This window comes from Streptomyces sp. DvalAA-43 (genome assembly GCF_900091725.1).
Lineage (GTDB): Bacteria > Actinomycetota > Actinomycetes > Streptomycetales > Streptomycetaceae > Streptomyces > Streptomyces pulveraceus.
Map to the genome: position 1 here is coordinate 1 of NZ_FMBW01000003.1, position 20,875 is coordinate 20,875.

General features: G+C 68.8%; 19 protein-coding genes and 4 pseudogenes. 9 read left to right on the forward strand and 14 right to left on the reverse strand.

The window, feature by feature from the left end; genetic code table 11:
* Both GA0115234_RS41175 and GA0115234_RS00695 read left to right on the forward strand, forming a co-directional pair.
* A partial coding sequence (locus tag GA0115234_RS41175; RefSeq protein ID WP_141718349.1) for a transposase occupies nt 1–174 on the forward strand: 174 nt, incomplete at its 5' end.
* 188 nt (nt 175–362) lie between these two features.
* Nucleotides 363–839: a hypothetical protein gene (locus tag GA0115234_RS00695; protein WP_141718350.1), complete on the forward strand. Its 477-nt coding sequence runs from the start codon at nt 363–365 to the stop codon at nt 837–839.
* A 14-nt stretch (nt 840–853) separates the two neighbouring features.
* Here the strand turns inward: GA0115234_RS00695 and GA0115234_RS00700 are convergent.
* Both GA0115234_RS00700 and GA0115234_RS00705 read right to left on the reverse strand, forming a co-directional pair.
* A pseudogene (locus tag GA0115234_RS00700) lies at nt 854–1,709 on the reverse strand (IS5 family transposase).
* 39 nt (nt 1,710–1,748) lie between these two features.
* Nucleotides 1,749–2,276: a DapH/DapD/GlmU-related protein gene (locus GA0115234_RS00705; RefSeq protein ID WP_093538888.1), complete on the reverse strand. Its 528-nt coding sequence runs from the start codon at nt 2,274–2,276 to the stop codon at nt 1,749–1,751.
* 114 nt (nt 2,277–2,390) lie between these two features.
* On the opposite strand from GA0115234_RS00705, the gene GA0115234_RS00710 reads away from it, so the two are divergent.
* From GA0115234_RS00710 to GA0115234_RS00720, 3 genes are all read left to right on the forward strand, one after another.
* Nucleotides 2,391–3,320, forward strand: a complete 930-nt coding sequence (locus GA0115234_RS00710; protein WP_093538874.1) for a LysR family transcriptional regulator — start codon at nt 2,391–2,393, stop codon at nt 3,318–3,320.
* Between the two features lie 167 nt (nt 3,321–3,487).
* A complete protein-coding gene (locus tag GA0115234_RS00715) occupies nt 3,488–4,396 on the forward strand; it encodes an aminoglycoside phosphotransferase family protein (protein WP_093538875.1) in 909 nt (302 codons plus the stop codon).
* Nucleotides 4,397–4,742: 346 nt separating this feature from the next.
* Complete coding sequence (locus GA0115234_RS00720) at nt 4,743–6,236, forward strand: hypothetical protein (RefSeq protein WP_093538876.1); 1,494 nt, start codon at nt 4,743–4,745, stop codon at nt 6,234–6,236.
* A gap of 778 nt (nt 6,237–7,014) precedes the next feature.
* On the opposite strand, the pseudogene GA0115234_RS00725 reads toward GA0115234_RS00720, so the two are convergent.
* The 3 genes and pseudogenes from GA0115234_RS00725 to GA0115234_RS42075 form a co-directional block, all read right to left on the reverse strand.
* Nucleotides 7,015–8,017 (reverse strand): annotated as a pseudogene (locus GA0115234_RS00725) (AAA family ATPase).
* A gap of 174 nt (nt 8,018–8,191) precedes the next feature.
* A complete protein-coding gene (locus GA0115234_RS42070) occupies nt 8,192–8,347 on the reverse strand; it encodes a hypothetical protein (RefSeq protein WP_176729030.1) in 156 nt (51 codons plus the stop codon).
* Nucleotides 8,348–8,416: 69 nt separating this feature from the next.
* Nucleotides 8,417–8,809 carry a hypothetical protein gene (locus tag GA0115234_RS42075; RefSeq protein ID WP_176729029.1) on the reverse strand — a complete coding sequence of 131 codons (393 nt, stop codon included), beginning with the start codon at nt 8,807–8,809 and terminating at the stop codon, nt 8,417–8,419.
* Between the two features lie 101 nt (nt 8,810–8,910).
* On the opposite strand from GA0115234_RS42075, the gene GA0115234_RS00735 reads away from it, so the two are divergent.
* Together GA0115234_RS00735 and GA0115234_RS00740 are read left to right on the forward strand one after the other, a co-directional pair.
* Nucleotides 8,911–9,408: an HNH endonuclease family protein gene (locus GA0115234_RS00735; RefSeq protein ID WP_256088511.1), complete on the forward strand. Its 498-nt coding sequence runs from the start codon at nt 8,911–8,913 to the stop codon at nt 9,406–9,408.
* Nucleotides 9,409–9,675: 267 nt separating this feature from the next.
* Nucleotides 9,676–10,140: a TIGR03618 family F420-dependent PPOX class oxidoreductase gene (locus GA0115234_RS00740; RefSeq protein ID WP_093538878.1), complete on the forward strand. Its 465-nt coding sequence runs from the start codon at nt 9,676–9,678 to the stop codon at nt 10,138–10,140.
* A gap of 109 nt (nt 10,141–10,249) precedes the next feature.
* Here GA0115234_RS00740 and GA0115234_RS00745 read toward each other — a convergent pair whose 3' ends face one another.
* The 4 genes and pseudogenes from GA0115234_RS00745 to GA0115234_RS00760 all read right to left on the reverse strand — a co-directional run bounded on the left by GA0115234_RS00745 (nt 10,250) and on the right by GA0115234_RS00760 (nt 13,510).
* Entirely contained in the window at nt 10,250–10,822 is a 573-nt protein-coding gene (locus tag GA0115234_RS00745) for a hypothetical protein (RefSeq protein WP_093538879.1), read from the reverse strand.
* A 209-nt stretch (nt 10,823–11,031) separates the two neighbouring features.
* A pseudogene (locus tag GA0115234_RS00750) lies at nt 11,032–11,496 on the reverse strand (transposase); the annotation flags it as partial.
* 384 nt (nt 11,497–11,880) lie between these two features.
* Nucleotides 11,881–12,867 carry a CU044_5270 family protein gene (locus tag GA0115234_RS00755; protein WP_093538880.1) on the reverse strand — a complete coding sequence of 329 codons (987 nt, stop codon included), beginning with the start codon at nt 12,865–12,867 and terminating at the stop codon, nt 11,881–11,883.
* A complete protein-coding gene (locus tag GA0115234_RS00760; RefSeq protein ID WP_093538881.1) occupies nt 12,860–13,510 on the reverse strand; it encodes an RNA polymerase sigma factor in 651 nt (216 codons plus the stop codon). Before GA0115234_RS00760 ends, GA0115234_RS00755 begins: the two co-directional genes overlap by 8 nt.
* Before the next feature lie 282 nt (nt 13,511–13,792).
* On the opposite strand from GA0115234_RS00760, the gene GA0115234_RS00765 reads away from it, so the two are divergent.
* On the forward strand, nt 13,793–14,050 hold the full coding sequence (locus GA0115234_RS00765) for a hypothetical protein (RefSeq protein WP_093538882.1): 258 nt from the start codon (nt 13,793–13,795) through the stop codon (nt 14,048–14,050).
* 633 nt (nt 14,051–14,683) lie between these two features.
* On the opposite strand, the gene GA0115234_RS00770 is transcribed toward GA0115234_RS00765, so the two are convergent.
* From GA0115234_RS00770 to GA0115234_RS00785, 4 genes and pseudogenes are all read right to left on the reverse strand, one after another.
* Nucleotides 14,684–16,735 carry a phosphocholine-specific phospholipase C gene (locus GA0115234_RS00770; protein ID WP_093538883.1) on the reverse strand — a complete coding sequence of 684 codons (2,052 nt, stop codon included), beginning with the start codon at nt 16,733–16,735 and terminating at the stop codon, nt 14,684–14,686.
* Between the two features lie 668 nt (nt 16,736–17,403).
* Nucleotides 17,404–18,054: a DUF7691 family protein gene (locus GA0115234_RS00775; protein WP_093538889.1), complete on the reverse strand. Its 651-nt coding sequence runs from the start codon at nt 18,052–18,054 to the stop codon at nt 17,404–17,406.
* A gap of 556 nt (nt 18,055–18,610) precedes the next feature.
* Nucleotides 18,611–19,351, reverse strand: a complete 741-nt coding sequence (locus GA0115234_RS00780) for a chitinase (RefSeq protein ID WP_176729032.1) — start codon at nt 19,349–19,351, stop codon at nt 18,611–18,613.
* A 373-nt stretch (nt 19,352–19,724) separates the two neighbouring features.
* Nucleotides 19,725–20,067 (reverse strand): annotated as a pseudogene (locus GA0115234_RS00785) (transposase); the annotation flags it as partial.
* A gap of 50 nt (nt 20,068–20,117) precedes the next feature.
* Here GA0115234_RS00785 and GA0115234_RS00790 point away from each other — a divergent pair.
* Nucleotides 20,118–20,252: a hypothetical protein gene (locus GA0115234_RS00790; protein WP_256088514.1), complete on the forward strand. Its 135-nt coding sequence runs from the start codon at nt 20,118–20,120 to the stop codon at nt 20,250–20,252.
* A 75-nt stretch (nt 20,253–20,327) separates the two neighbouring features.
* Here GA0115234_RS00790 and GA0115234_RS00795 read toward each other — a convergent pair whose 3' ends face one another.
* Nucleotides 20,328–20,777: a hypothetical protein gene (locus tag GA0115234_RS00795; protein ID WP_093538885.1), complete on the reverse strand. Its 450-nt coding sequence runs from the start codon at nt 20,775–20,777 to the stop codon at nt 20,328–20,330.
* Nucleotides 20,778–20,875 lie beyond the last annotated feature (98 nt).

The following is a 20,875-nucleotide window of genomic DNA, read 5'->3' on the forward strand; positions in this document are numbered from 1 at the left end:
AAGTTACGGTGGCGCATCGAGCACGACTACCGCGAGCTGAAGACCACCCTCGGACTCGACCACTTCGAAGGCCGCTCATTCACCGGCCGGCACCGCCACGTCACCCTCGTCACCGCCGCCCACCTGTTCCTGACCGAACAGCGGACCTGCCCAAAAGTCCCTGCCAGGGCCTGACCCTCTACCAGGCCCTGGACCTCCTCCAACATCTGCTGGCCACCTGGACCGGAACCTGCCCCACCTGCCGACAACCCACCCCATGGCAGCCCTACGACACCACCTAACAAAGCCCTACTAGGTCCTGTCTTACAAGTGGCGGTAGCCCTCCGTTACTGGGTGCCACCTCGCGTGAGAAGCTCAGCTGCATGATCAGTCACGGTAACGGCACACGTCGCGAGCTGCTTCTTCGGAATGGCCTGGGTGCAGGAGACGTGGTGCATGCGCACCGTGAGGCACTTCTTGTCCTCCGGGACAGCATCGAGACCGCTCACCTCGATGCCTACAGTGATGAAGCCTGGCCGCAGGAGGTCGTACCCGCTTACGAGCGCGCGTTGTTGATGGCCGAGGACGCTGTGACCGATGGCGTCCGGTCTGCGAAGAGCGATCCTGGAATGGGGATCGATGTTGATATCCACGACGACGCACAGTTCGACGTGCTGCTGGCCTTGGCCCCTTACACGATCCATGCCGAGGCATGGCGGCAGGGTGAGCAGCTCTTCAGCGCCGACGACACGGGAACAGCCCTGTGGATTGCCGTCACATCACAGCAAGAGATTCAGCTCATGTCGCGGCTCGGCGCACTGGCGGTCACGCAGACGGCTTTCGCGGACCGACCCAGGTAGCCGACAACGCTTGATCACGGTGTGGTGTCGCGGAGCCAGAGGATGAGCGAGCCGAGGTGCAGTCCCGCCCGGTAACGGGTGGCGAGTTCGTCGAAGCGGGTTGCGACGGCCCGGAACTGTTTGAGCCGGCGGGCCGGCGTCCGCCGCGGCTGCCCCGTCTCCGCCTGTTGGCGACCTGGTCAGAGTGTTCGGGGATGGTGGCCTTGATCCCGCGGTGCCTGAGGCCAGCCCGGATGGCGCGGGAGGAGTATGCCTAATGGGAAGCGAAGGACGGCCTCGTGCGGGGTCGGCCTCCTCCGGTGCGCGGGACACGCAGGTCTCCCAGCAGCAACGGCAGGGACTTGGCCGTCGTGCGCCTGGCCGGGCGTCACGACGACGGCCAGCGGTCGGCCCTGGCCGTCCACGGCGTGGTGGATCTTCGTGGTCAGCCCGCCGCGGGAATGACCGATCCCGTGCCCGGCGGGCTCTCGATGGGCGTCGAGGCCCTGCCCTCGGGCTGCGGCCCGGCACTTCTCGGGCGGCGGGTGTTGGTGGCGTGCTGGTGGGCCCGGGTGATGGTGGAGTCCACCCGCCACCCGCCACCCGCCAGTCGATCAGCCCATCGTTGTCCGCGCGGGCGAGCAGGACGCCGAGCACGCGGTCCCAGGTCCCGTCGGCCGCCCAGCGGCGGTAGCGGGCCCACACGGTCTTCCAGGATCCGAACCTGGCTGGGAGGTCTCGCCAAGGAATACCGGTGCGGTACTGGTAGACGCACGCCTCCACAATGCGGCGGTGATCGTCCCAAGGCCTGCCACGACGACCGGTACTGGAGGGCAGCAGAGGTCGGGTGCGGTCCCACTGCCGGTCGGTCAGCAGGGCGTGACGAGGCATCAGGATCAGACCGGAGAGGTGTTGCGCACCCCGCCGGGCTCAGTCGATCTTCTTGATCACCCGGGCGGGCACTCCCGCGACCACGGTGGCGGCTGGAACATCACGAGTGACCACCGCACCGGCTGCGACCACCGCACCGGCACCGATGGTCACCCCCTGCGTGATCACGGCAGCCGTCCCGATCCAGACGTCGTCCTCGATGACGATCGGGGCGAAGGAGAGGTACTCGCGGCGCTCGGCCAGGGGCAGTGGATGGCCTCCGGTGATGAGGCTAACCTTTGGGGCGATCATGACGCCGTGCCCGATACGGATGCCTCCCCTGTCCATGAAGGTGCATCCCTGGTTGACGAAGACGTTCTCCCCGAACGTCGTGTTGAGCCCGTACTCGGTAAAGAACGGGGGGTAGATCATCACCGATTCCGGCAGCGGGCCACCGAACACAACAGAAAGTAGTTCCGCGCGGCCTTCGCTGTCGCTGAACGGAAGCACGTTCAGTCGAGACGTCGCATCGGTCACCTCCACGATCCGTTCCACATGACGCGCGAACTCAGGCGTCTGGACATACATGACCTGCTCTGTGCGGTTAGCCATACGACGATCCCACCACCCCGAAGGACGGGTGATCAAACAACCGCATGACCCACCAGCCACAACCACTCGTTGTGGAAGTAAGTTGAAGATGTGGATGTTGAAGCGCTGCGGACGTTCGCGGCCGTCGCCGAGACCGGCCAGTTCCAGGCAGCGGCGGACGAGCTAGGGATCAGCCAGCAGGCGGTCTCCAAGCGGATCGCGGCCCTGGAGAGACACCTCGAGGTCACGCTCCTGGTGCGAACCTCGCGAGGCTCCCGGCTGAGCCTTGACGGGCAGGTCTTCCTGCCGCACGCCAAGAAGGTCCTCGCAGCCTTCGAGCAGGCCGAGCAGGCCGTGCGTCCCGGCAGCCGGCCCTTGCGCGTCGACGTCCTCAACCGGCGCATCGCTCCGGCCCAGGCCGTCTACCGGTTCTACCGCTCCCACCCCGAGATGAGCCTGGACGCGGTCACACTGAGCAACGAGAACGCCGCCCAGGCCGCCCAGGCGGTGCTCGACGGAACCGTCGACGCGTCCTTCCGCGCCCTGCCGGTAGACCAGGCCCCAGCTGGGATCAGCGCCGAACGACTTCTGGACGCACCCCTGGAGCTCCTGGTCGGGCCCGGCCACCCCCTGGCTGACGTACCCTGGGTCAGTCCTGCGGACCTGGCCGGGCACCGCATCTGGATCCCCGGGATCAGGCCAGGCACGGAGTGGGCGGCGTTCTACCAGGCGCTGTCCGAGGCCTTCGGCCTGAGCATCGACGCGCTCGGCCCCAACTTCGGCGACGAGGCCCTGATGGACGCGCTGGCCGACTCGGCCTCGCTGGCCACCCTCGTCGGCAGCGGGGACCGCTACCTGTGGCCCCAGAACCACGACCTCCGGCGCATCCCGTTGCGCGAACCGACCCCGGTGTACACGCACGTGCTGTTGTCCCGGACCGGAGACCAGCACCCCGTGCTGACCGCGCTACGCGACCATCTGCGCACCTCAGGGCCGCGCACCCCGGACGGCGTGTGGGTGCCGGACTGGATAGACCGCTGACCAAGACGCCCGGTATGGCAGACACGTCCTAGCCCAGGCCATCCCGGTCCTGCCGGAGGGGCCGGGCTGGTGATACGAGCCCAAGCTCGACGGTTCTCCAGACATTCAGATGCGTCTCGCGTCGTTAATCACTTGCCTGGTACGACCTCACCGGTGAGGCTCAGCGGGTGCTTACATCTGTGCCGGACGGACGCGCGGGAATCAGCGCCGCGCTGGTGAAGCGGTTGATCACCTCCCAGTTCCCTCAGTGGAGCCGTCTGCCCGTGGTCCCGGTTCCGGTGGATGGCTGGGACAACCGCACCTACCGCCTCGGTGACGACATGACGGTCCGCCTGCCCACCGCAGCCGGCTACGCCCCTGCGGTCGACAAGGAATGCGACTGGCTGCCCCGCCTGGCCCCCGCGCTGCCGGTGGCTGTCCCCACCGTCCTGGCCAAAGGAGCCCCCGGCGCGGGATATCCCTACCCCTGGTCCGTGCGCGGCTGGCTGCCCGGCGACACGGCCTCTCCTGAACGCATCGACGACATGACCCAGTTCGCCACCAGTGTCGCCGGGTTCATCCTCGCCCTTCAGCGCTGTGACTCCGAGGACGGTCCTCTCGCCGGGACGCACAGCGGATATCGCGGCGCGTCACCCGCCCACTACGACGACGAGACGCGTCGCTGCATCACCGCCCTCAGCGGCCGGATCGACACCGTGAGGGCCACCGAGACCTGGCAAGCGGCACTCGAGGCCCAATGGCGTGGAACGCCGGTGTGGTTCCACGGCGACATCGGTGGCAACAACCTGCTTGTCACCGACGGCAGGCTGTCGGCCGTCATCGACTTCGGCACCTCGGGCATCGGCGACCCCGCCTGCGATCTCGTGATCGCCTGGACGATGCTCCGCGAGGAAAGCCGCGAGGCATTCCGACACACAGTCGGCCACGACGACGGCACCTGGGCCAGGGCCAGAGGCTGGGCGCTGTGGAAGTCCCTGCTGACGTTGACCCAGTGCTCCGACCCCAGGGACGAGCGAGTCGCCATCCATCTCGATGTGATCGACGCGGTACTGGCCGACCACGAACGCTTCGCGTGACCCGGACCGGCGCCGGCACACTTCCCCACCGCCCAACGCCACCCACCAACAGGTCACTTCGTGTCTCATGAACACACCGAAGTCTGGAGAAGGACAGCCACCGGACCGTGCTGCGCCGCACCGACGAGACCGTCGTGCTGTACGCCCGGTCCGGCAGAGTCGTCACCCAGCACTGGATGGACCTGGTCCGAAAGCTGGTGAGGCCCCCTCCAGGTGTCCTCTGTCATCGGATCTTGCTCGTTTGCCATCGGAGCGTGGGGCGGGGCAGTTCGTCTCCGCGCGTCGCACCACTACCTTGAACTCCAACGGAAACACAAGTGACTATAAGCGCAGAGGAGTTGGGTCAATGGCGACAGATCCGGCGGATACGGCGTCCGTCAGTGGGCTCGGGTTCGGGGACTACTACCGGTCGCACGCGGGGCCGCTCGTCGCCCTGTCGCTGCTGCGGGGCGTGGACCTGGTGGAGGCGGCGCGACTCGCCCAGGACTCGATGACGGTGGCCCGGCGGTGGATGGACCTGCTGGGCGCGAACGCGGCCGGGGCCGCGAAGGACACCAGAACCCCCGTGGTCACCGCGCAGGCGCTGCGGGCCTGGACGTGCCGGATGACCGTCGGCGGCGGCTGCGGGGTGCTCCGCCCTGCGCACGAGACGGTGCCAGCCCTCCTGGGGAAGGGCAGCACCGACGCCCTGGTGCAGGCCCGGACGGTGGTGGCGCTCGCCCCGCTGAGAGAGTTGAACAAGCGTCAACTCGACGTCACCGCGTTTCGGTTGGCCGGCTGTGCTCCGGGAGCGATCGGGTACGAGCTGGGCCTGTCGATGCCGAAGGTGCACCGCACCCTGCGCCACGTCGGCAAGCTGCTCGGAGCGGAGACGGGGGCACGGCAGGCCAGAGGTGCCGAGGCGCCGGGGGAGGCCGATGGGGCTGGCGCGGCCGAGGGGGCCGCGGAGGCAGACGTCAGGTTCGCGGAGCTGCTGGGCGAGCTGACCACCGCGCTGGATTCCGTACTCGACCTGCGGGCCGGGCTGGACGAGGTGAGTGGCTCCATTGGCGCGGACGGGGCCACCGCTCGCCGCGCCCCCGGACCGCCGCTGTGGAACCTCGGCTCCTCGCTCCCCGTGCCGCCCTTCGGCGCACCCGTGCTGCACTCGTTCGCCGAGCCCGCGCCGTCCGGAGTACGGGCGTACGCGGCCGGCCTCGCCCAGTGCGACGCACAGGGCCGCGAGGCCGCGCTCGGCGGGTTTCCCGCGGCCGAACTGGCGGCTGTACGGCTCGGAGCGGTGCTCGCCCTTCAGGTGGAGCGATTCCGGCAGGAGGCCGAGAGGTCCGGGACACGGGCCACCAGGGACGAGTTCCGGAGGGAGGACGCCCGGGCGTTCGCGGTCGCACTGGCCCAGGACGCCGCGCTCGCAGCGCCGATGTTCGACGCGGTGAAGGACCTCGACGTCCCCCGACGCGTCGGCTTCCTGGCATCGGGTCTCGCCGATGACGATCCCTGGACGAACGAGGTCTCCTACGACGGGATCGAAGCCTCCCTCGCCCTGGCCCAGTTCCGGCGCGCGGCGGTGCGGGCGGCGCTGCGCGCGTCGCACCGGCCCGGTGCGGCCATCTCCCCTCGGTCCGGCGGCCCGCTCGCCGAGGCCCTCAGGCAGTCCCTGAGCGACACCCACCGGATCATCGACCAGCTCGACGGACTGAACAGCGACCTCTCGCGTGCCGAGTCGACCCTGCCGGACGGCTACTACGTCGACATGACCCGGGACTTCGACCTTCACCAGAGTTTTCATGCGGACCTGGCCCTCGGCATCGACGCCGTCCGGGAGGCCCTGTCACAGCCCTAGCTCGGGGATCTCGCCGAGCTTGCGTGCTCGGTAGGCGGCCTGTCGGCAGGCGTGCGAGCACCACCGTCGGGCTGCTGAGGCCGAGTCCATGGGCGTTCGGCAGAAGCCGCATGTCGGGCCCGTGGGGACGCTGTGGCCGGCGGGAGGTTGGGCGGGGTTCTGCTGGCGTTGGAGGTAGTCCTGGTCTCGGCATCGCTGGCAGTAGCCCGCCGGGCCGCGGCGGCTCACGGGGATGCGGTGGATGACCTCGCCGCACTTCGTGCAGAGCTTCGCCTGGGAGGCGGTCGGGGCCGGCGGCTCGGGGGGCCGCTCGACACCTTGGCGGTGTGCCATCCGGCGGCAGCGTGGGGAACACCAGGACGGCGTGCTCTTCCCCGGAGTCCGGGGCAGTTCGATCCCGCAGTATCTGCAGGTCCGGGTGCCGATGGTGCGACGCAGATGGGCGCGTTGGCGGCAGCGGGCGGAGCAGTGGCGCCGGGGGCTTCCGCCGGCGGTCCCCTTCGGCGGGAGCGGGGCATCGCACTCGGCGCATCGTGTCGCCGGGCCTTCGAGGGTTTCCCGCAGAGCGGCGGGGTGACGACCGGTTGCCGCGGCGAGCCGGCCCCAGCTCGGTTTCCCGCGGTGGTGGGGCGGCGGCAGAGGTAGTCCCGCAGGTAGGCGGGCCGGAGATGGTTGGCCTGGGCGAGCCGGACGATGAAGGCCTCGACGCCTTCGCGGTCCAGCGGCCGCACTCGGCGCGGGAGGCGGGAGACGGTGGGGTCCGGCTCCGTGTAGGGGGTCACCGGGCGGTCCGCCTGCGGGGCTTGGGCGAGGCGGCGAGGTCGAGCGGAACATCCTCCAGGCCGTACTTGGTGAGTTCCTCGGTGCCGGTGAGGATCGCGTCGATCGCGGCGCCGCGGATCTGGTGGGACAGGGAGCCGATCATGCCGCCGCAGCGTTCGTGGAGGAAGCGGTCGAGGCGGATCAGGCTGAACGGTTCGTGCCTGAGCAGGACCAGCGTGCCTTCCAGGGTCCTGACCAGGCCTTTCCACTCGGGTCCGTAGGGGAAGGGGTGGGTGCGGATGAGGGTGAAGCGGCCGGCGATCTGCTCACCGCGGACGCCGGCCAAGAGCCGCTCGACGTTGACGCTGGACGAACGTCGCGGGGATGCGATCGGAGAAGTACTTGAGGGTGTCGGCGACCTCAGCGCCGTTGCGGCTGGTCAGCGAGATGTTGTGGAGCTCGTCGACGAGGACGAGACCAGTGCGGGCGTCGGTGCAGACGCCGACGACGGCCTCGATGATGTCGGTGATGTTGAACCGGGCGGTCACCGGCAGACCCAGGAAGCGGGCGAACTCCACCGCGATCATGCGAGGCGTCGCGGCGGGCGGGACGGTGATGTAGACGACCGGGATCCGGCCCAGATCACCGGGATGGCGTGAGCGGTCCAGGAGCTCGTGGGCCAGACCGAGCTGGGCGATGGCGATCGTCTTGCCGGTGCCAGCCGGCCCCGAGACGATCAGCCCGCGGCGGGCACTGATCGCGTGCCGGTTGACCAAGACCAGGCGGCGGCCGGTGGCGACGGTGTGCTGAACGGTAGAGGTGCGGACCACCAGCAGGCGCGTGTGGTAGTCGAGCCGGTCCTCGTCGTAGGCCGTCCGCTTGGCCACGGGCAGGGCGGCGTACTCCTCCGTGGAGAGCAACGGCGGAGCCTCGGGAGGGCGGTCGACAAACCGGACCCAGCCTTGGAGGGTGGTCAGGTGCTGTCCCGGCTCCTCCGGCTCGCTCACGGCCTCCTCCAAGGGTCTTCGAGCGGGTCGAACAACCCCAGCGGAATCACTTCGGCCAGGGACTCCCCGTCGTTTGGTTCGGTGACCGGTTCGGCGGGCTCGGCTGCCGGGGCCGGGATGGAGGGCCCGGTGTTCTTGGTGCGGGCCGCCACCCGCCGCTCGCGCCGGCCCGGCCGGGGGCCCGGCTCACCGGGCGGGCCGCCGTGCGCGGGTCAGCAGAGCGGAGACGGCGTCGGCGAGTTCTTCCTCCGTCGCCTCGGGCAGCTGCCGGGCGACGTGGTCCCGGGCCAGGTCCCCGAACGGCACCGGAACCCGCTGCAGGTGCTTCCAGGTGGCCGGCACCCACCCGCCGTCGCCGAGGTGGTCGCGTCCCCAGATCCGGGAGACGTCGTAGGGGTCGTGGTGGACCTCTCAGAGCCCGCGCTTGGCCTGGACCTCCGAGTGCTGGCGCCGCATCGGGCCCAGCTCCTCGCTGTCGTAGATCCGGTCCTTGATCCGGATGCCGTAGTCGTTGACCACCCGCCAGAGGGCTGGCAGCAGCTCGACGTAGTCGTCGCCGCTCAGCGCCACCGGAACGTAGCCGCAGGCCTCGATCAGGGCGGCGTACTTCTCGTTCGGGGTGAACGCCCGGCCCGGGTGCGCGGGATCCCGCAGCCCGTCGTGCGGCCGGTTCTGCCACGCGGCGACAATCCACTCGTCCAGCAGCTCCTGCAGGGACCACAGCCGCTCCCGCTCCACCGCGCTCCTCACCGCTGTTTCGGCGCTTGCCGGGCTCGCGCTCACCGCCGCCCCGGCCACCGCCACCGCGGTCGGCCTCCATACCCCGCCCGCCAGGCCTCCGCTGGCCAGGCACTGTCCCTGCGCGAGCTCCCCGAACCGCCGGACGGCTGCTCGCGGACCTGGTCGTGACCGAGGAGGACGATGTCCCCGGTTACTCCCGGGCGGAGTTCCCGCACTGGATCACCCAGTACGGAACCTGCGACACCCGCGAGGTCGTGCTCCAGCGCGACGGCCAGGACGTGGTCCAGGACGACCAGTGCCGCGCCGTGTTCGGCACCTGGTACTCCGAGTACGACGGCCTCACCATCGACTCCGCCTCCCGCATCGACATCGGCCACGTCGTCCCCCTCAAGGAAGCCTGGCGTTCTGGGGCATCGCAGTGGACGACCCCCGAGCGGCGCGCCTTCGCCAACGACTTGGTCGACTCGCAGCTGATCACGGTCTCGGCCGGCAGCAACCGGGGGAAGGGTGACAAGGACCCGGGGAACTGGAAGCCGCCGCTGCAGTCGTACTGGTGCACCTACAGCCGCGCCTGGATCAGCGTGAAGGCCACCTACCAGCTCACCGCCAACCCGGCCGAGACTGAAGCTCTGTCCGAGATGCTCGACACCTGCGACGTCTGATCCCACCCGGCGGCACCGACCGGAAACCCTGTCCGGTGAACTGCCGGAGTACCGGACGAATCCGTCCGTGCCCTGATTCGCCGCGGGGGAGGAGCAGGACCCCTCCGTCCAGGCACTCTTCCTCTGCGGCGACCCCACCATCCCGACTCCGCAACCCCACGACAGCGAACGGGAGCGCGGAGGACGGTTTCTCGGCATCGCCTTCACCTGGCGAATTCCACGGCTCCCCCGAACTCTCCAGCCGATCATGGTTGATAGCCTCCCGGGATGACTGCGCCTTTCGATGAAGCCGTCCGCGCCCGACTGCAAGCCCCCAACATCTGGTACGTCGGCACCGTGTTCGCCGACGGAGCACCGCAGGTCAGCCCGATGTGGGTGGATCTGGAGGGGGAAAGGGAGCTGACGTTCAACACCTCGGTGGGGCGGGTGAAGGAGGAAAACCTGCGCCGCGACCCCCGCGTCTACCTCTCGCACGCGGACGCCACCGACCCCTTCGACCGAGTGCAGATCAGTGGTGTGGTGGCGCGCTTCATCGAGGGCGAGGAGGCACACGACCGAATGGACCGGCTGGCCCGCAAGTACCTGGGCGTCGATCGCTTTGAGTGGATCATGCCAGAGGAACATCGGGTCGCGGTGATCGTGCGTCCCGTCAAGGTGCGGCACATCGTCGGGGTGGAGCGGTTCCGGCCCGGCGGCCCCGTCCCCGCGCCCGGACCGGCATACCCGTCCTGACAATCGTCGCCGGCACAACGGCTTCGCCCCGAGGGAGTACGGCAGCGCTGCCCGCCGGCTGAAGAGCTCAGGCCCCGAGCACCACCACTACACGGCCCCGGTCGGATGGCTACCGGCCGTCGATCGGGTCCGGACCAGGAGCGAGCGGAGGGAGTCCGTGGGCGGCGAGGACGCGGTCGGCGAAGTCCCGTTCGGCGAGGGGGACACCATGGGAGGCGAGGAGGGTGAAGAGGTCTGCGAGCCGACGCGGTTCGGTGCCCCGAAGCTGATGGCCGGGGGCGAGGCCGAGGACGCCGACGAGCGGTCCGCGGCCGGCAGCGGGGGTCGTGGTCAGGCGCAGACGCATCGTGAGGCGAGGTGCGTCCGAATCGGGGTCCTCACCGAAGGCCATGTCCAGGCCCGTGATGTCGTGCCAGTGGTAGCGACGGCGTAGCAGCGCCCTGGAGAGGGTGAGGCCGTCGCTGTCGGCGCGCACCCAGAAGCTGACGGGCGCGGGCAGGGCCACGACGGGGACCACTGCGGCGACGATCAGCAGGCTGGGGCCGACACCCAGCCGATCCACCGCGCCGCTCGCGCCGAGGACGACAGCTGAGAGAAGGCCCAGAAGGCATCCTGGCCCTACACCCGAGAAACGCCACAGGAAGCCCAGGCGCACGGTCAGGAACCGGTTCGTCGTGTCCACAGGCTCAATCCTGGAGCCTTGATGTCACGGTTCCGCCACGTTTCCAGGGCCCTGGCGCCACAGTTCCGCAACGGCTTCCCTGCGCTCCCTGCCGGATCGTGTCGCAGAACTCCTGTCGGAGCTGGGAAGTCCGCCGCGGCCGACAGCCCACCTGCGCGCTCACCCAGGTTTCCGTTCGCCGCGCTGAGAGGTCGTTTTCGTCCGGTGTTTCATCCCGAGATGGGATGTTCTGTGGCCTTCTTCGGGTCGCGCCAGGAGATGGTGTTCTCACTGGTGAGGCGGCGGGCCATGAGGTCGGTCATGGCAATGTGGATCACGGCTTCGGAGCGGGTGGGCAAGGTTTCGTAGTCGCGGGCCAGGCGGCGGTGGAGCATGAGCCAGCCGTAGGTTCGCTCGACCGCCCACCGCTTCGGGATCGGGGTGAAGCCCCTGCTCCCAGGCTTGCGGGCGGTGATCTCCATGTCGATGCCGAGGGTGGCGGCATGCTCGACGAGGTGCTGGCGGTATCCGCCGTCGACCCACACCTTGCGGATGCTTGGGTGGTCGGCGGCGACCTGGTCGAGCAGTGCGGTGCCGGCAACGGAGTCCTGCACGCTGGCCGCGGTCACCAGAAGGCCGAGCGTGTCGGTGACGATGCTTCGCTTCCTGCGGACGATCTTCTTACCGGCGTCGACAGTTCCCGACCGAGCCCGCCCCCGGCACCCACAGGGACGCCGTCGCCCACGCCGGCCGCTCGCTCACCACCGGCTTCCTCGCCGAATCACTCGGCTGGAACCTCGACCGCGTCAGCGACTCCATCGAACGAGCCTGGGCCTCCTCCTCCCCACCACCTCGCGGGGGCGTACGCCCTGCGGCGGGCGACCCCCGCCCACTTCACCCTCAGCCCACGCCTGGCTGCCCCAACCAACACGTGGCCGTCCGTCCGTCATTCCCTGCACTGCTCGGCAGGCCGGGGCCCCGCCCAGGAGGCCGTCAGCTCCCTCGTCGGCCACGGCCGGGCAGGGGGCGTCCGACACGCCCCCGGTCCCTCCTCCCGTCACCACGGGCCCTTCGAGCGGTTACGGACGTTGGCCGATCCGGTCGACGACGCCCACCTCCTGACTGCTGCGCATCTCGAAGTACCTGTCGACCTGCCGCCACTCGCCGTCGACGCGCTTCGCGTTGCTGCCCTTGAGACGAATGCCCAGGTAGTCGTAGGTCTCACGGTCGAAGACGAAGGTGAAGGTCAGGTGGGGGTACGACACCCCGACCCCGTGCCGGCCCAGAGCGTCGACCTCGTCCTCGTCCACCTTGATCCGTGGCAGTTTCGCCAGGGCCTCGAAAGCGGCGGCCTGCAGGCCGGGCGGCATGACCCGCGGCCCCTGCATGAGCAGGCATGCCTCCATGAACACCATTCTGTCGGGGTCGGGCGCGGGCCCGCCGGCCTTGCCCCCCTTCGCCCCGGACGGCTCGACGACCTCGACGCGCCCGTGGCCGAGCCACCTGAGGAGCTCGTCGGGGTCGGTCGGCCACTTCTGCAGCTTCGCGTATTCATTGGGCGGCCACTGCAGCTCGTGCTCGCCCAGCGGGGGATCGTTGTGGATCTTGCCGTGCTCCTGTCGGCGTGAGGGCCTGGAGCCGTCCACCGACAGCCAGCTCTCGTCCGTCCACGTCCTGGTCTTCCCGCCCTTCACGGGGGTTCGGGTGATGTAGGTCTTGGTGTAGAAGTACTGGTCGTTCCGCGGGATCGGCAGGCCGGCACCAGTGGACCGCGTCCTGTCCGCGGCCTTGTGCAGCACCTGCGCCGCGCTGAGGGTGGTCATCCTCGGGGAAGGGAGGTCCCCGCCGTCCGCCGAGATCACCAGCACGGTTCCCGCCACTGCCGCGGCGACCGTCGCGGCCACCGCGACACGGAAAACCGTCCGCCTGGGCAGAGCGAGAGCGACCCCCCTGCGGCTCTCCCGGCCGATGGCGGTCATCAGCCGGGTGCGGGCGGCGGCACGGGCCTCGGCGGTCAGGGGAGGCGTGTCCGCCTCCAACTCCTTCACGGAGGTGAGGTCATCCATGATCGGGCTCCTCCTGGAACTCTTGCAGGGCTGTGGGATCGGACCCGCCCAATGCGTCGCGCAGTCTCCTTCGAGCCCGGTGCAGCCGTGAGCGGACGGTGCCCACCGGCACCCCCAGGGCCTCCGCGGCCTCCACGTAGTCGAGATCACCCCAGGCGATCACCAGCAGCACGTCCCGATAGCGGGGCGGCAGCTCGGCGATGCAGCCCGCCAGCGCACCTCGGGCGCTCTCGGCGGTGACCCGGTCGGCCACCCGCTCGGCCATCGGCTCGCCGCCTCCCTCGTCCGGGACGCCGGCGGCGACCCGCGCCAGCGCACGGAGATGGCGCGCCTCGGACCTCCGGTGCTCACCGACGAGATTGGTGACGATCCCGTACAGCCACGGGCGCGCCTGAGCCCTCGACAGGTCGTAGCGGCGCCGTCGCTGGAAGGCGATCACGAAGGTCTCCGCCATCAGATCGTCCGCCACGTCGGCACCCAGCCGCCGGGCCGCGTACCGGTGGATGTCGTCGGCGTAGCGGTCGAACAGCACGGCGAAGGCATCGGGCTCGGCCCAGGACCGTTCGATCACCGAGGCGTCGGAGTCCAACCGCTCGTCCGTGCCCTCGGCACGGTGGACTCCGACGCTCGGTGAAACGGTCATCGGTCGCCTCTTAGGCTCATATTTTTCCCTCGAAGACGCGGGCATGGTCACCCGCTGTTCGCCGATGGCCCGATTCGAGTTCCCGTTTCTGTGCGCACAGGGCCCGCTCGTGTGCCGGCACCCCTTTCAACGATCCGCCGGAAGGCCGACCGCAGCAGTGGCCAGGATGCGGCACACGTCCCGCGACGGCGACATCGACGACCTGCGCACGGGCAACAGGGAGGCCGACGCTCTGCGCGACGGTCACCCCGCGGGCCCGAACACAGCGTGGGTGCCAGGATCATGGCGTGGCTGCTGCTCGAGGGCCCGCCAGCCCTGTCCAGCCGGATCTCGTCCCTCAGACTCCACGGCGTACAGGTCACCGGCGTACTCGATCTCGAGGGCTGCGCAGTCCTTCCGTGCATCGGGATGGAGCAGCGCCGGTTTGAGAAGGAAGAGCTGCCTGCAGAGGCGCGCCTGACGACGTTGCGGCTCGTCGACGCTTCGGCTGTCCGGCGCCACGACCGGGGACTGTCCGGGTGGATACGACTGGGGCCCTGAACCCACCGCGCTGCCTCTTCCAGATAGGCGCCCGCCTCGCCGGAGCCCACACAAGCGCGGAGCCGCTGCTCAGCCAGGCCGCCGTGTACCACGACCAACGAGGCGATTCGATCTCGGGGGACGGGATTTCAGCCGGGCAGAACCTCCAGGCCGAGATGAGCGAGAGCCATGGCGAGTTGAGCCTGCTCGGCGCGATGGTGGGCTTCCCGCTCTCATTGCGCGGCAGCCGACTGAGACCTCCCGACGCATGGTGGAAGCACCGGCCTCGCCATGCAACGACGCGCACCGTCCACACCCGTGCGCCGAGGTACCCGGGGCGCCGTCCACGTCCCGTGATCCGGCGTCCGGGAGGCTGACCGCCTCGGCCGGCGCCCGGCCGTCGGAGTCCGTGGCCACCCCAACGGCAACACGGTCACTCCGTCCGTCAAGCGCACCTACGACGTGCGATGGCCGCAGATTCCGGCCGGGCGGGCCTCCCGCGACGGGTGGCCCGCCCAGCCGGGTCAGGTCTTCTTGCCGGTGTGCTTGCTCGTACGTATGCCCAAGGCTTGGTGAATTCCGACGCGTGGCACTGATACCTCGTCACCTACATGGTGTGTGCCCCTCCGTCCGCCCGGTGGTCGCGCGCGGGTCTCACACGGTTGCGATGCCCGGGTCGCTCAAACCAGCTTTACCGTTCTCGACGTGCCCGGCCAGACGCCGCAGGTATCCGGTGTTGCCCTCGACGACGACGGTCAGGTCGTACCAGCGCTTGGTGGCGCGCAGGTCGATACTCTGCTCGACGGTGGCGCCGGCGCGGACCGTGTACGTCTGGCGCTCGCCGCCGTAGGCGTTGGTCACGGTGAGGTGTGCGTCGGTGGTCGACGGGTTCGTCAGGGTGAGCTTCAGATTGCCGGCGTCGTGGCGTGCCGTCACCTCCGGCTCGGCGGCTTTGTTGTTGCCCTGGAAGGTGCGCAGGAAGCCGTTCGGACCGTGGGCCGTGAGGTCGTAACTACCGGCGGAGTAAACCGAGTTCCAGCTGTCGGAGACAGGTTTTCCGGCTGCCGCCGTGTACGTCCACGGGCCGTCGGTGCGCTTCTGCGAGCGCACCTGGAAGGCGGCGCCCGTCTGGTCCCCTGCGCTGAACGTCAGCTTGTACTTCCCGGTCGTGAGGTCTGCGGCCCCGTCGACGTAGGGAACGTAGGAGAGCGGGCGGCTCGGCCGCGCCCCGGCCTCCTGTCGGGGCAGGGTGCCCTGGGCGGGTGGCCTCGGAACGTAGCTGTTGTGGCGGTCGCGGTCCGGCGGGGCGTATCCCGTGGTGTCCGGCAGGTCGGCCGGGTCTGTGACCTTGAGGGAGAAGTCGAAGGCGGATGTGAGGTCACCGCAGATGGCGCGCCGCCATGGCGAGATGTTGGTCTCCTTCACTCCGAACCGCTTCTCCATGAAGCGCAGGATCGAGGTGTGGTCGAAGGTCTCGGAGCAGACGTATCCGCCGGTGGACCATGGCGAGACGACGGTCATCGGAACACGCTGTCCGAGGCCGTAGGGGCCTGCGGCATATCCAATACCCCCCTTGTAGTGATCGAGCGCGGTGTCGACGGTGGACAGCCCTTGGTCGGCGGAGGCCGGCGGATAGGGTGGCACGACATGGTCGAAGTAGCCGTCGTTCTCGTCGTACGTGATGAACAGGGCCGTCCTGCTCCATACGTCAGGGTTCGAGGTGAGCGCGTCGAGGACGTGTGATATATACCAAGCCCCGTAATTCGCAGGCCAGTTGGGGTGTTCGGAGAACGCTTCGGGGGCGGCGATCCAGGAGATCTGCGGCAGTCTCGCGGCCTTGACATCGGCTTTGAGGATGTCGAAGTATCCGTCCCCTGCCTTGGCATTCGTGCCGGTGCGGGCCTTTTCGTACAGGGGGTCGCCGGGCTTGGCGTTGCGGTAGTTGTTGAAGTACAGCAGGGAGTTGTCGCCGTAGTTGCCGCGGTATGCGTCGTTGATCCAGCCCCAGCCGCCGGCCGCGTCGAGGCCGTCGCCGATGTCCTGGTACACCTTCCAGGAGATGCCTGCCTTTTCAAGGCGTTCGGCGTATGTCGTCCAGCCGTAGCCTGCTTCCTGGTTGCCGAGGACCGGACCGCCGCCGGTACCGTCGTTGCCGACGTGACCGGAGAGCATGTAGTAGCGGTTCGGGTCCGTCGCACCGATGAACGAGCAGTGGTAGTCGTCACAGATGGTGAACTTGTCGGCCAGGGCGTAGTGGAACGGGATGTCGTCCCGTGTCAGGTACGCCATGGTGCCGGTGCCTTTGGCGGGTATCCAGTTGTCGTATTTGCCGTTGTTGAACGCGTTGTGGCCGCCGGCCCAGTCGTGATCGAGGCCTGCGATGAACTGCATACCCAGGTCGTCAGCGTCCGGGTGATAGGGCAGGGTTTCCTTGCCGCCGCTTGACTGGTGCCATACCGGTTTGCCGCTGGGCAGTGTCACCGGGCGGGGGTCTCCGAAGCCCCGGACGCCCTTCATCGACCCGAAGTAATGATCGAAGGAACGGTTCTCCTGCATGAGGACGACGATGTGTTCGACGTCCTGGACGGTTCCGCTGCGGCGCGCCGCAGGGATGGCGGCGGCGCGGTCGATGGAGCCGGACAGGGCGGCGAACCCCGTGGTGGCTCCGGCGATTTGGAGGAAGCGACGCCGATTGATTTCGGTCATGAGTGTGGGGTCCTCCTGTTGCTTCGGTGATGTCCGTCCACGAAGAGGGGCACACGGAGTATTCAAGAGGACCGGGCCTGAGGAAAGTGGGCTGAGGTGACAGTCGCGCAAAATGCGGGCGGCTCGTGAGTGAGCCGTCAGCACGTCGTGCCACAAATCCCGTTCCACTGACCGCGGACCGGCCTTCCACCGGATAGCCCGGGCGTCGTAGCCGGCCGGACGATGCGCGTACGTCATTGCCTCCCTGAGCTGCCGCACACGGCTCGGTTGTGCCGGTTCACGGGCGGCGGACGGGAGCTCGCCGGCGTACGGCCACGACGGTGTTCGGCCCGGACATTGGCCGTCCTGACATCGCCTGGAGCACGGCGAAGCCGATCGCGGCCGCCAACGGCAGGCGGAGGGTGTGAACGTCTGCGCCCTCCACGTCCTGGCGCCCGCTTCCATGAAGGCCGGCACTGCCATGGCGGCCGTGGCTCTGAACTCGGTCTTGCAGCCGACTGTACTTGCCGCGCTGCTGCGGCGCAGGACTCCGTCGAAGGCGTACCGCTGTGATGCGCCGTCGCCCCCGGCACGCACAGCTGTCCGCGGCTCTCACCGCACCGGCGGTGACTCGGGCCTGCGCGGGTCCCGGTCACCAGCCGGATCCGGGGGCCTTTCGCCGGGGTCGGTCAGGTGAGGCTGAAGAAGAGGGTGTCCTGCGTGTACCAGTCGATGCTCTGCGTCGCCGACTGCCATTCCTCGTGCTCGAAGTCGAGCTTCTCGATGAGCTCCTGGACGTCGTAGCGGAAGTCCGGGTCCATGCGGTCGAGAACGGCGCGGTAGGCGTCGGCGGCGGGCTTGGTCCTGGCCAGCGGCAGGTGGCCGATGGCCGGATACCCGTCCAACGAGTTGGGTATGGGAGGGAAGCCGACCGGCAGTCCGCCATAGAGATAGCCGTGGGGCAGCAGGTCGTTCGGCACGCCCAGACGGCGCATCTCCTCGTCGACCAGACTGAAGAACGTCGAGGGCTTCGAGTAGGTGCCCAGGTCGTACGGGTCGGAGGCATTGCGGTCGATGATGATCTGCAACGCGGAGTGGTAGGCGTTTCCCGCACACTCCGCCGCCGAGGAGGTGTGCCCGGCCAGGAGGTGGTCGAGAGCCTCGGGGATGGACAGGCCCCAGTCGATGTCCTGGTGGTCGAGATCGTCCTGTCGCGCTCGGGCGGCCTTCCGCATGGTCTCAAGGCAGCGCTGCTGGTCCGCGGTGAGGTCGCCGTTGCTGCCCAGGAAGGCAAGGACGTCTGCCTGGTCGGCGGTGGAGTAGGAGATGTGGTGACTCATGAATGCCATGATGCCAAGGGGGACTGACACCCTCCGACGTCGCCCGCCAGCAGCACATCGGCGACGAGGGCCGCCGGGCTCGCTCCCGCACACCATCCGGGTCCGCGGGTCAGCCCCTCCACCGTGTCCGCGACGACTGGGCCCTCCCGGCTGGCCCGGTCGGCGGGGCCCGTGAATCGGCCCGCCGACCGGCGTGACTCCCGCCTCGGCACGCGGTCCTGCCCCGGTCCGCAGGACCTGGCGACTGGTCGGACGGAGACGGTGCGAAGGCAGGGAGTGTTGCGCAGCCGCGTTTCTGTCCACGTGGTGGGCCTGGCCGTGGTCGTCCAGGGCCCTCGGGCGGTACCGCTCGGTGGGAGGCGGCTGGAAGCGCAACTACGACTGAGGGTTCGCTGGCGATCCGGTCGATGCTCAGCAGTTGGCCGTGGAGCGGGAGGGTGTCCTCGACGGCCGTGAAGGTGCGACTCCCGTGGCGGGCGACGGCACGGGTGTGTCCATCCCCGACCGGACGGAGAAGCACAGCCCGACCTCCACGAGCCGGGGCGGGTCGGCCGGATCAGCAGGACAGGTTGCCGCCGCCTACATCGGTGCCGAGAACGCCGACGAACTGCTGGTACAGGTTGATCCGATCCTGACGCTCGTCCGGGTTCTGGCCGTTGCACTCCAGGGCGCCGTTGATGCTGCGGATCGTCTCGCCGAAGCCCTTGCCGTTGACCATCGCGTCGTGCGGGGTCATTGTCCCGGCGCCGCTCTGGGTGTCCCAGAACCACAGGCCGGTCTTCCACGAGACGGCGGGGTCCTGCTCCACCTGGTACGGGTTGTTCAGCAGGTCGATGTGGAGGGCGTCCCCGGCTGCCTTGTAGTTGAAGTTCCAGCTGAGCTGGAGCGGGCCGCGCCCGTAGTAGGCGCTCTGCCCGGCGGGGCAGCCGTACGGCTGCGAAGCGTCGCAGTAGTGGCTGTAGTTGGCGGTGTTCTGCTCGACGACGTACTTCAGGCCGCCGGTCTCGTGGCTTACGTTGGCCAGGAAAGCCGCCGCCTCCCGCTTGCGCGTCGCATCGTCGCCGGTGGTGGTGAAACCCGGGTAGGCACTCAGCGCGCTGACCAGGCCCTGATAGGTGTAGAAGGAGTTCCGGGCCGGGAACATCTGGTTGAACTGCGCCTCGCTGACCACGAACGACCCGTCGGCGGAGGCGGGCACCGCAGGAATGGCGACCGCCAGTCCGCTCGCCACCGCTGCGGCGCTCAACACGGCCAGGACACGGGACCGAGTTCGGGAAACGGAACGGGTATCGGGCATCTGTACTCCTTCGGTGGCGTGGACCGAGCCGCTCGAACTTCTCAGGGCAGCTGACTCGGATACGTCGGGAGGGTTTCGAGGTCGAAGCAACGCCCGCAGCGTTGCACGAACCTCGTTACGAATAGGCCATGAATGATGGAAGGTCACCCGCTGGGAGAACATCTCATCTGCGAGTTGACGAGCCGGATGGCCATCGTCCCGCCGCCTGGACGTCGTGGCGGAGTCGGTCCGGGTCTCGGCGACGAGAGTGCACATCGCCGTCACCCTCGTCTGCCACTGCCGACCTTCCCGATGCAATGAGGTCCGAGGGGGGCAAGTGGCTGCCAGATGGGGTCGACAAAGTCGACGACGGCCCTGCTGTAGAGCCGCTCGCCCTTCGGGCCCGCTCCGGCTTGGCTGCGAAGACGGTGTCCTCGCCGAGCCCCGCTGCCCGGCAGTGATCCGGGTCGCACGTTCAGGAGCGCGGGTTGTACAGCTCCCGGTCCACCGCTGCGTGGCCCCGCGCGTCGGCGTATACGAGGTATACCGCGACCTGAGAACTCGATCCACGCGGCCGTGCCGCTGTACTGGCGCTGGACCCCGACAGTGTGGTTGCCCTTCTTCACGCCGCCGGTTTCATCCATGACCAGCACCGCGGCTTTGTCACGAAGGTGCTCGACGACGTATTCGCGCACGTCGTCGAGAACGGCATCGGCATCCCGGCACAGCAGATGTTGCGCTGCGCCTTCTCGTGCCCGACCCGGCCGTCCACGTCATTGCACAGACGATGGTCGTCGCCACCTACGACATAGTCGATGCCGCCACGAGTATGGAGGAGCTCACCGCAGCGCAGGACACCGCACGGACCGCACACGACCGCTTCATCGACGCTGCCGCTGCGTACTTCGGCGCCAACACCTGACAGAGCTTATGCCCGCCACCTGCGGTGACTTGCCCCGGCAAGCAGACATGAAGATCACGATCCACAGCTGCAGTGCTACGCCGGACGACAGGACCCGCATACGTGACTGTCGATCGCTGCCACCAGGTCGCGAGCCGCTGCCCGCACAGCGGCATCCCCGTCACGGGCAAGCATGTCCGCCATGCTCCTGCCGTCAAGCACAGCTCGGTGAGCCGCCTGCTGCACCTCGATTCTGGGAGGATTGGCGTGTTCCAGGATCGTCTGCAGCAGCTTGATCACGCCGGAGCGATTGGTGACCGAGTCGGTCACCGCGAGATCCCACAGAAACGGAACCGTCTCGACGGTCGCGTCGAAGACAGCCAGCTCACCGAGCCACAGGCCAAGATCACTCAAGGCGGAAGCGCCGCTCCGGGCGTCACCCCACGCGACACGTGACAGCCGCCCCGGAACACCAACCGCTGATCCGTACGCATGCGTCAACTCATGCCAACGGACGCGGCTCATGCCCTTGAGGATCGTCCCCACTACACACTCCGGTCCCGCTGCCTGCCCCGCCCTGCGACGCCATTTCACCTCACGGACCACGTTGACCGCGAGCCTGGCCCGGCCCGCCGAAGAGCAGT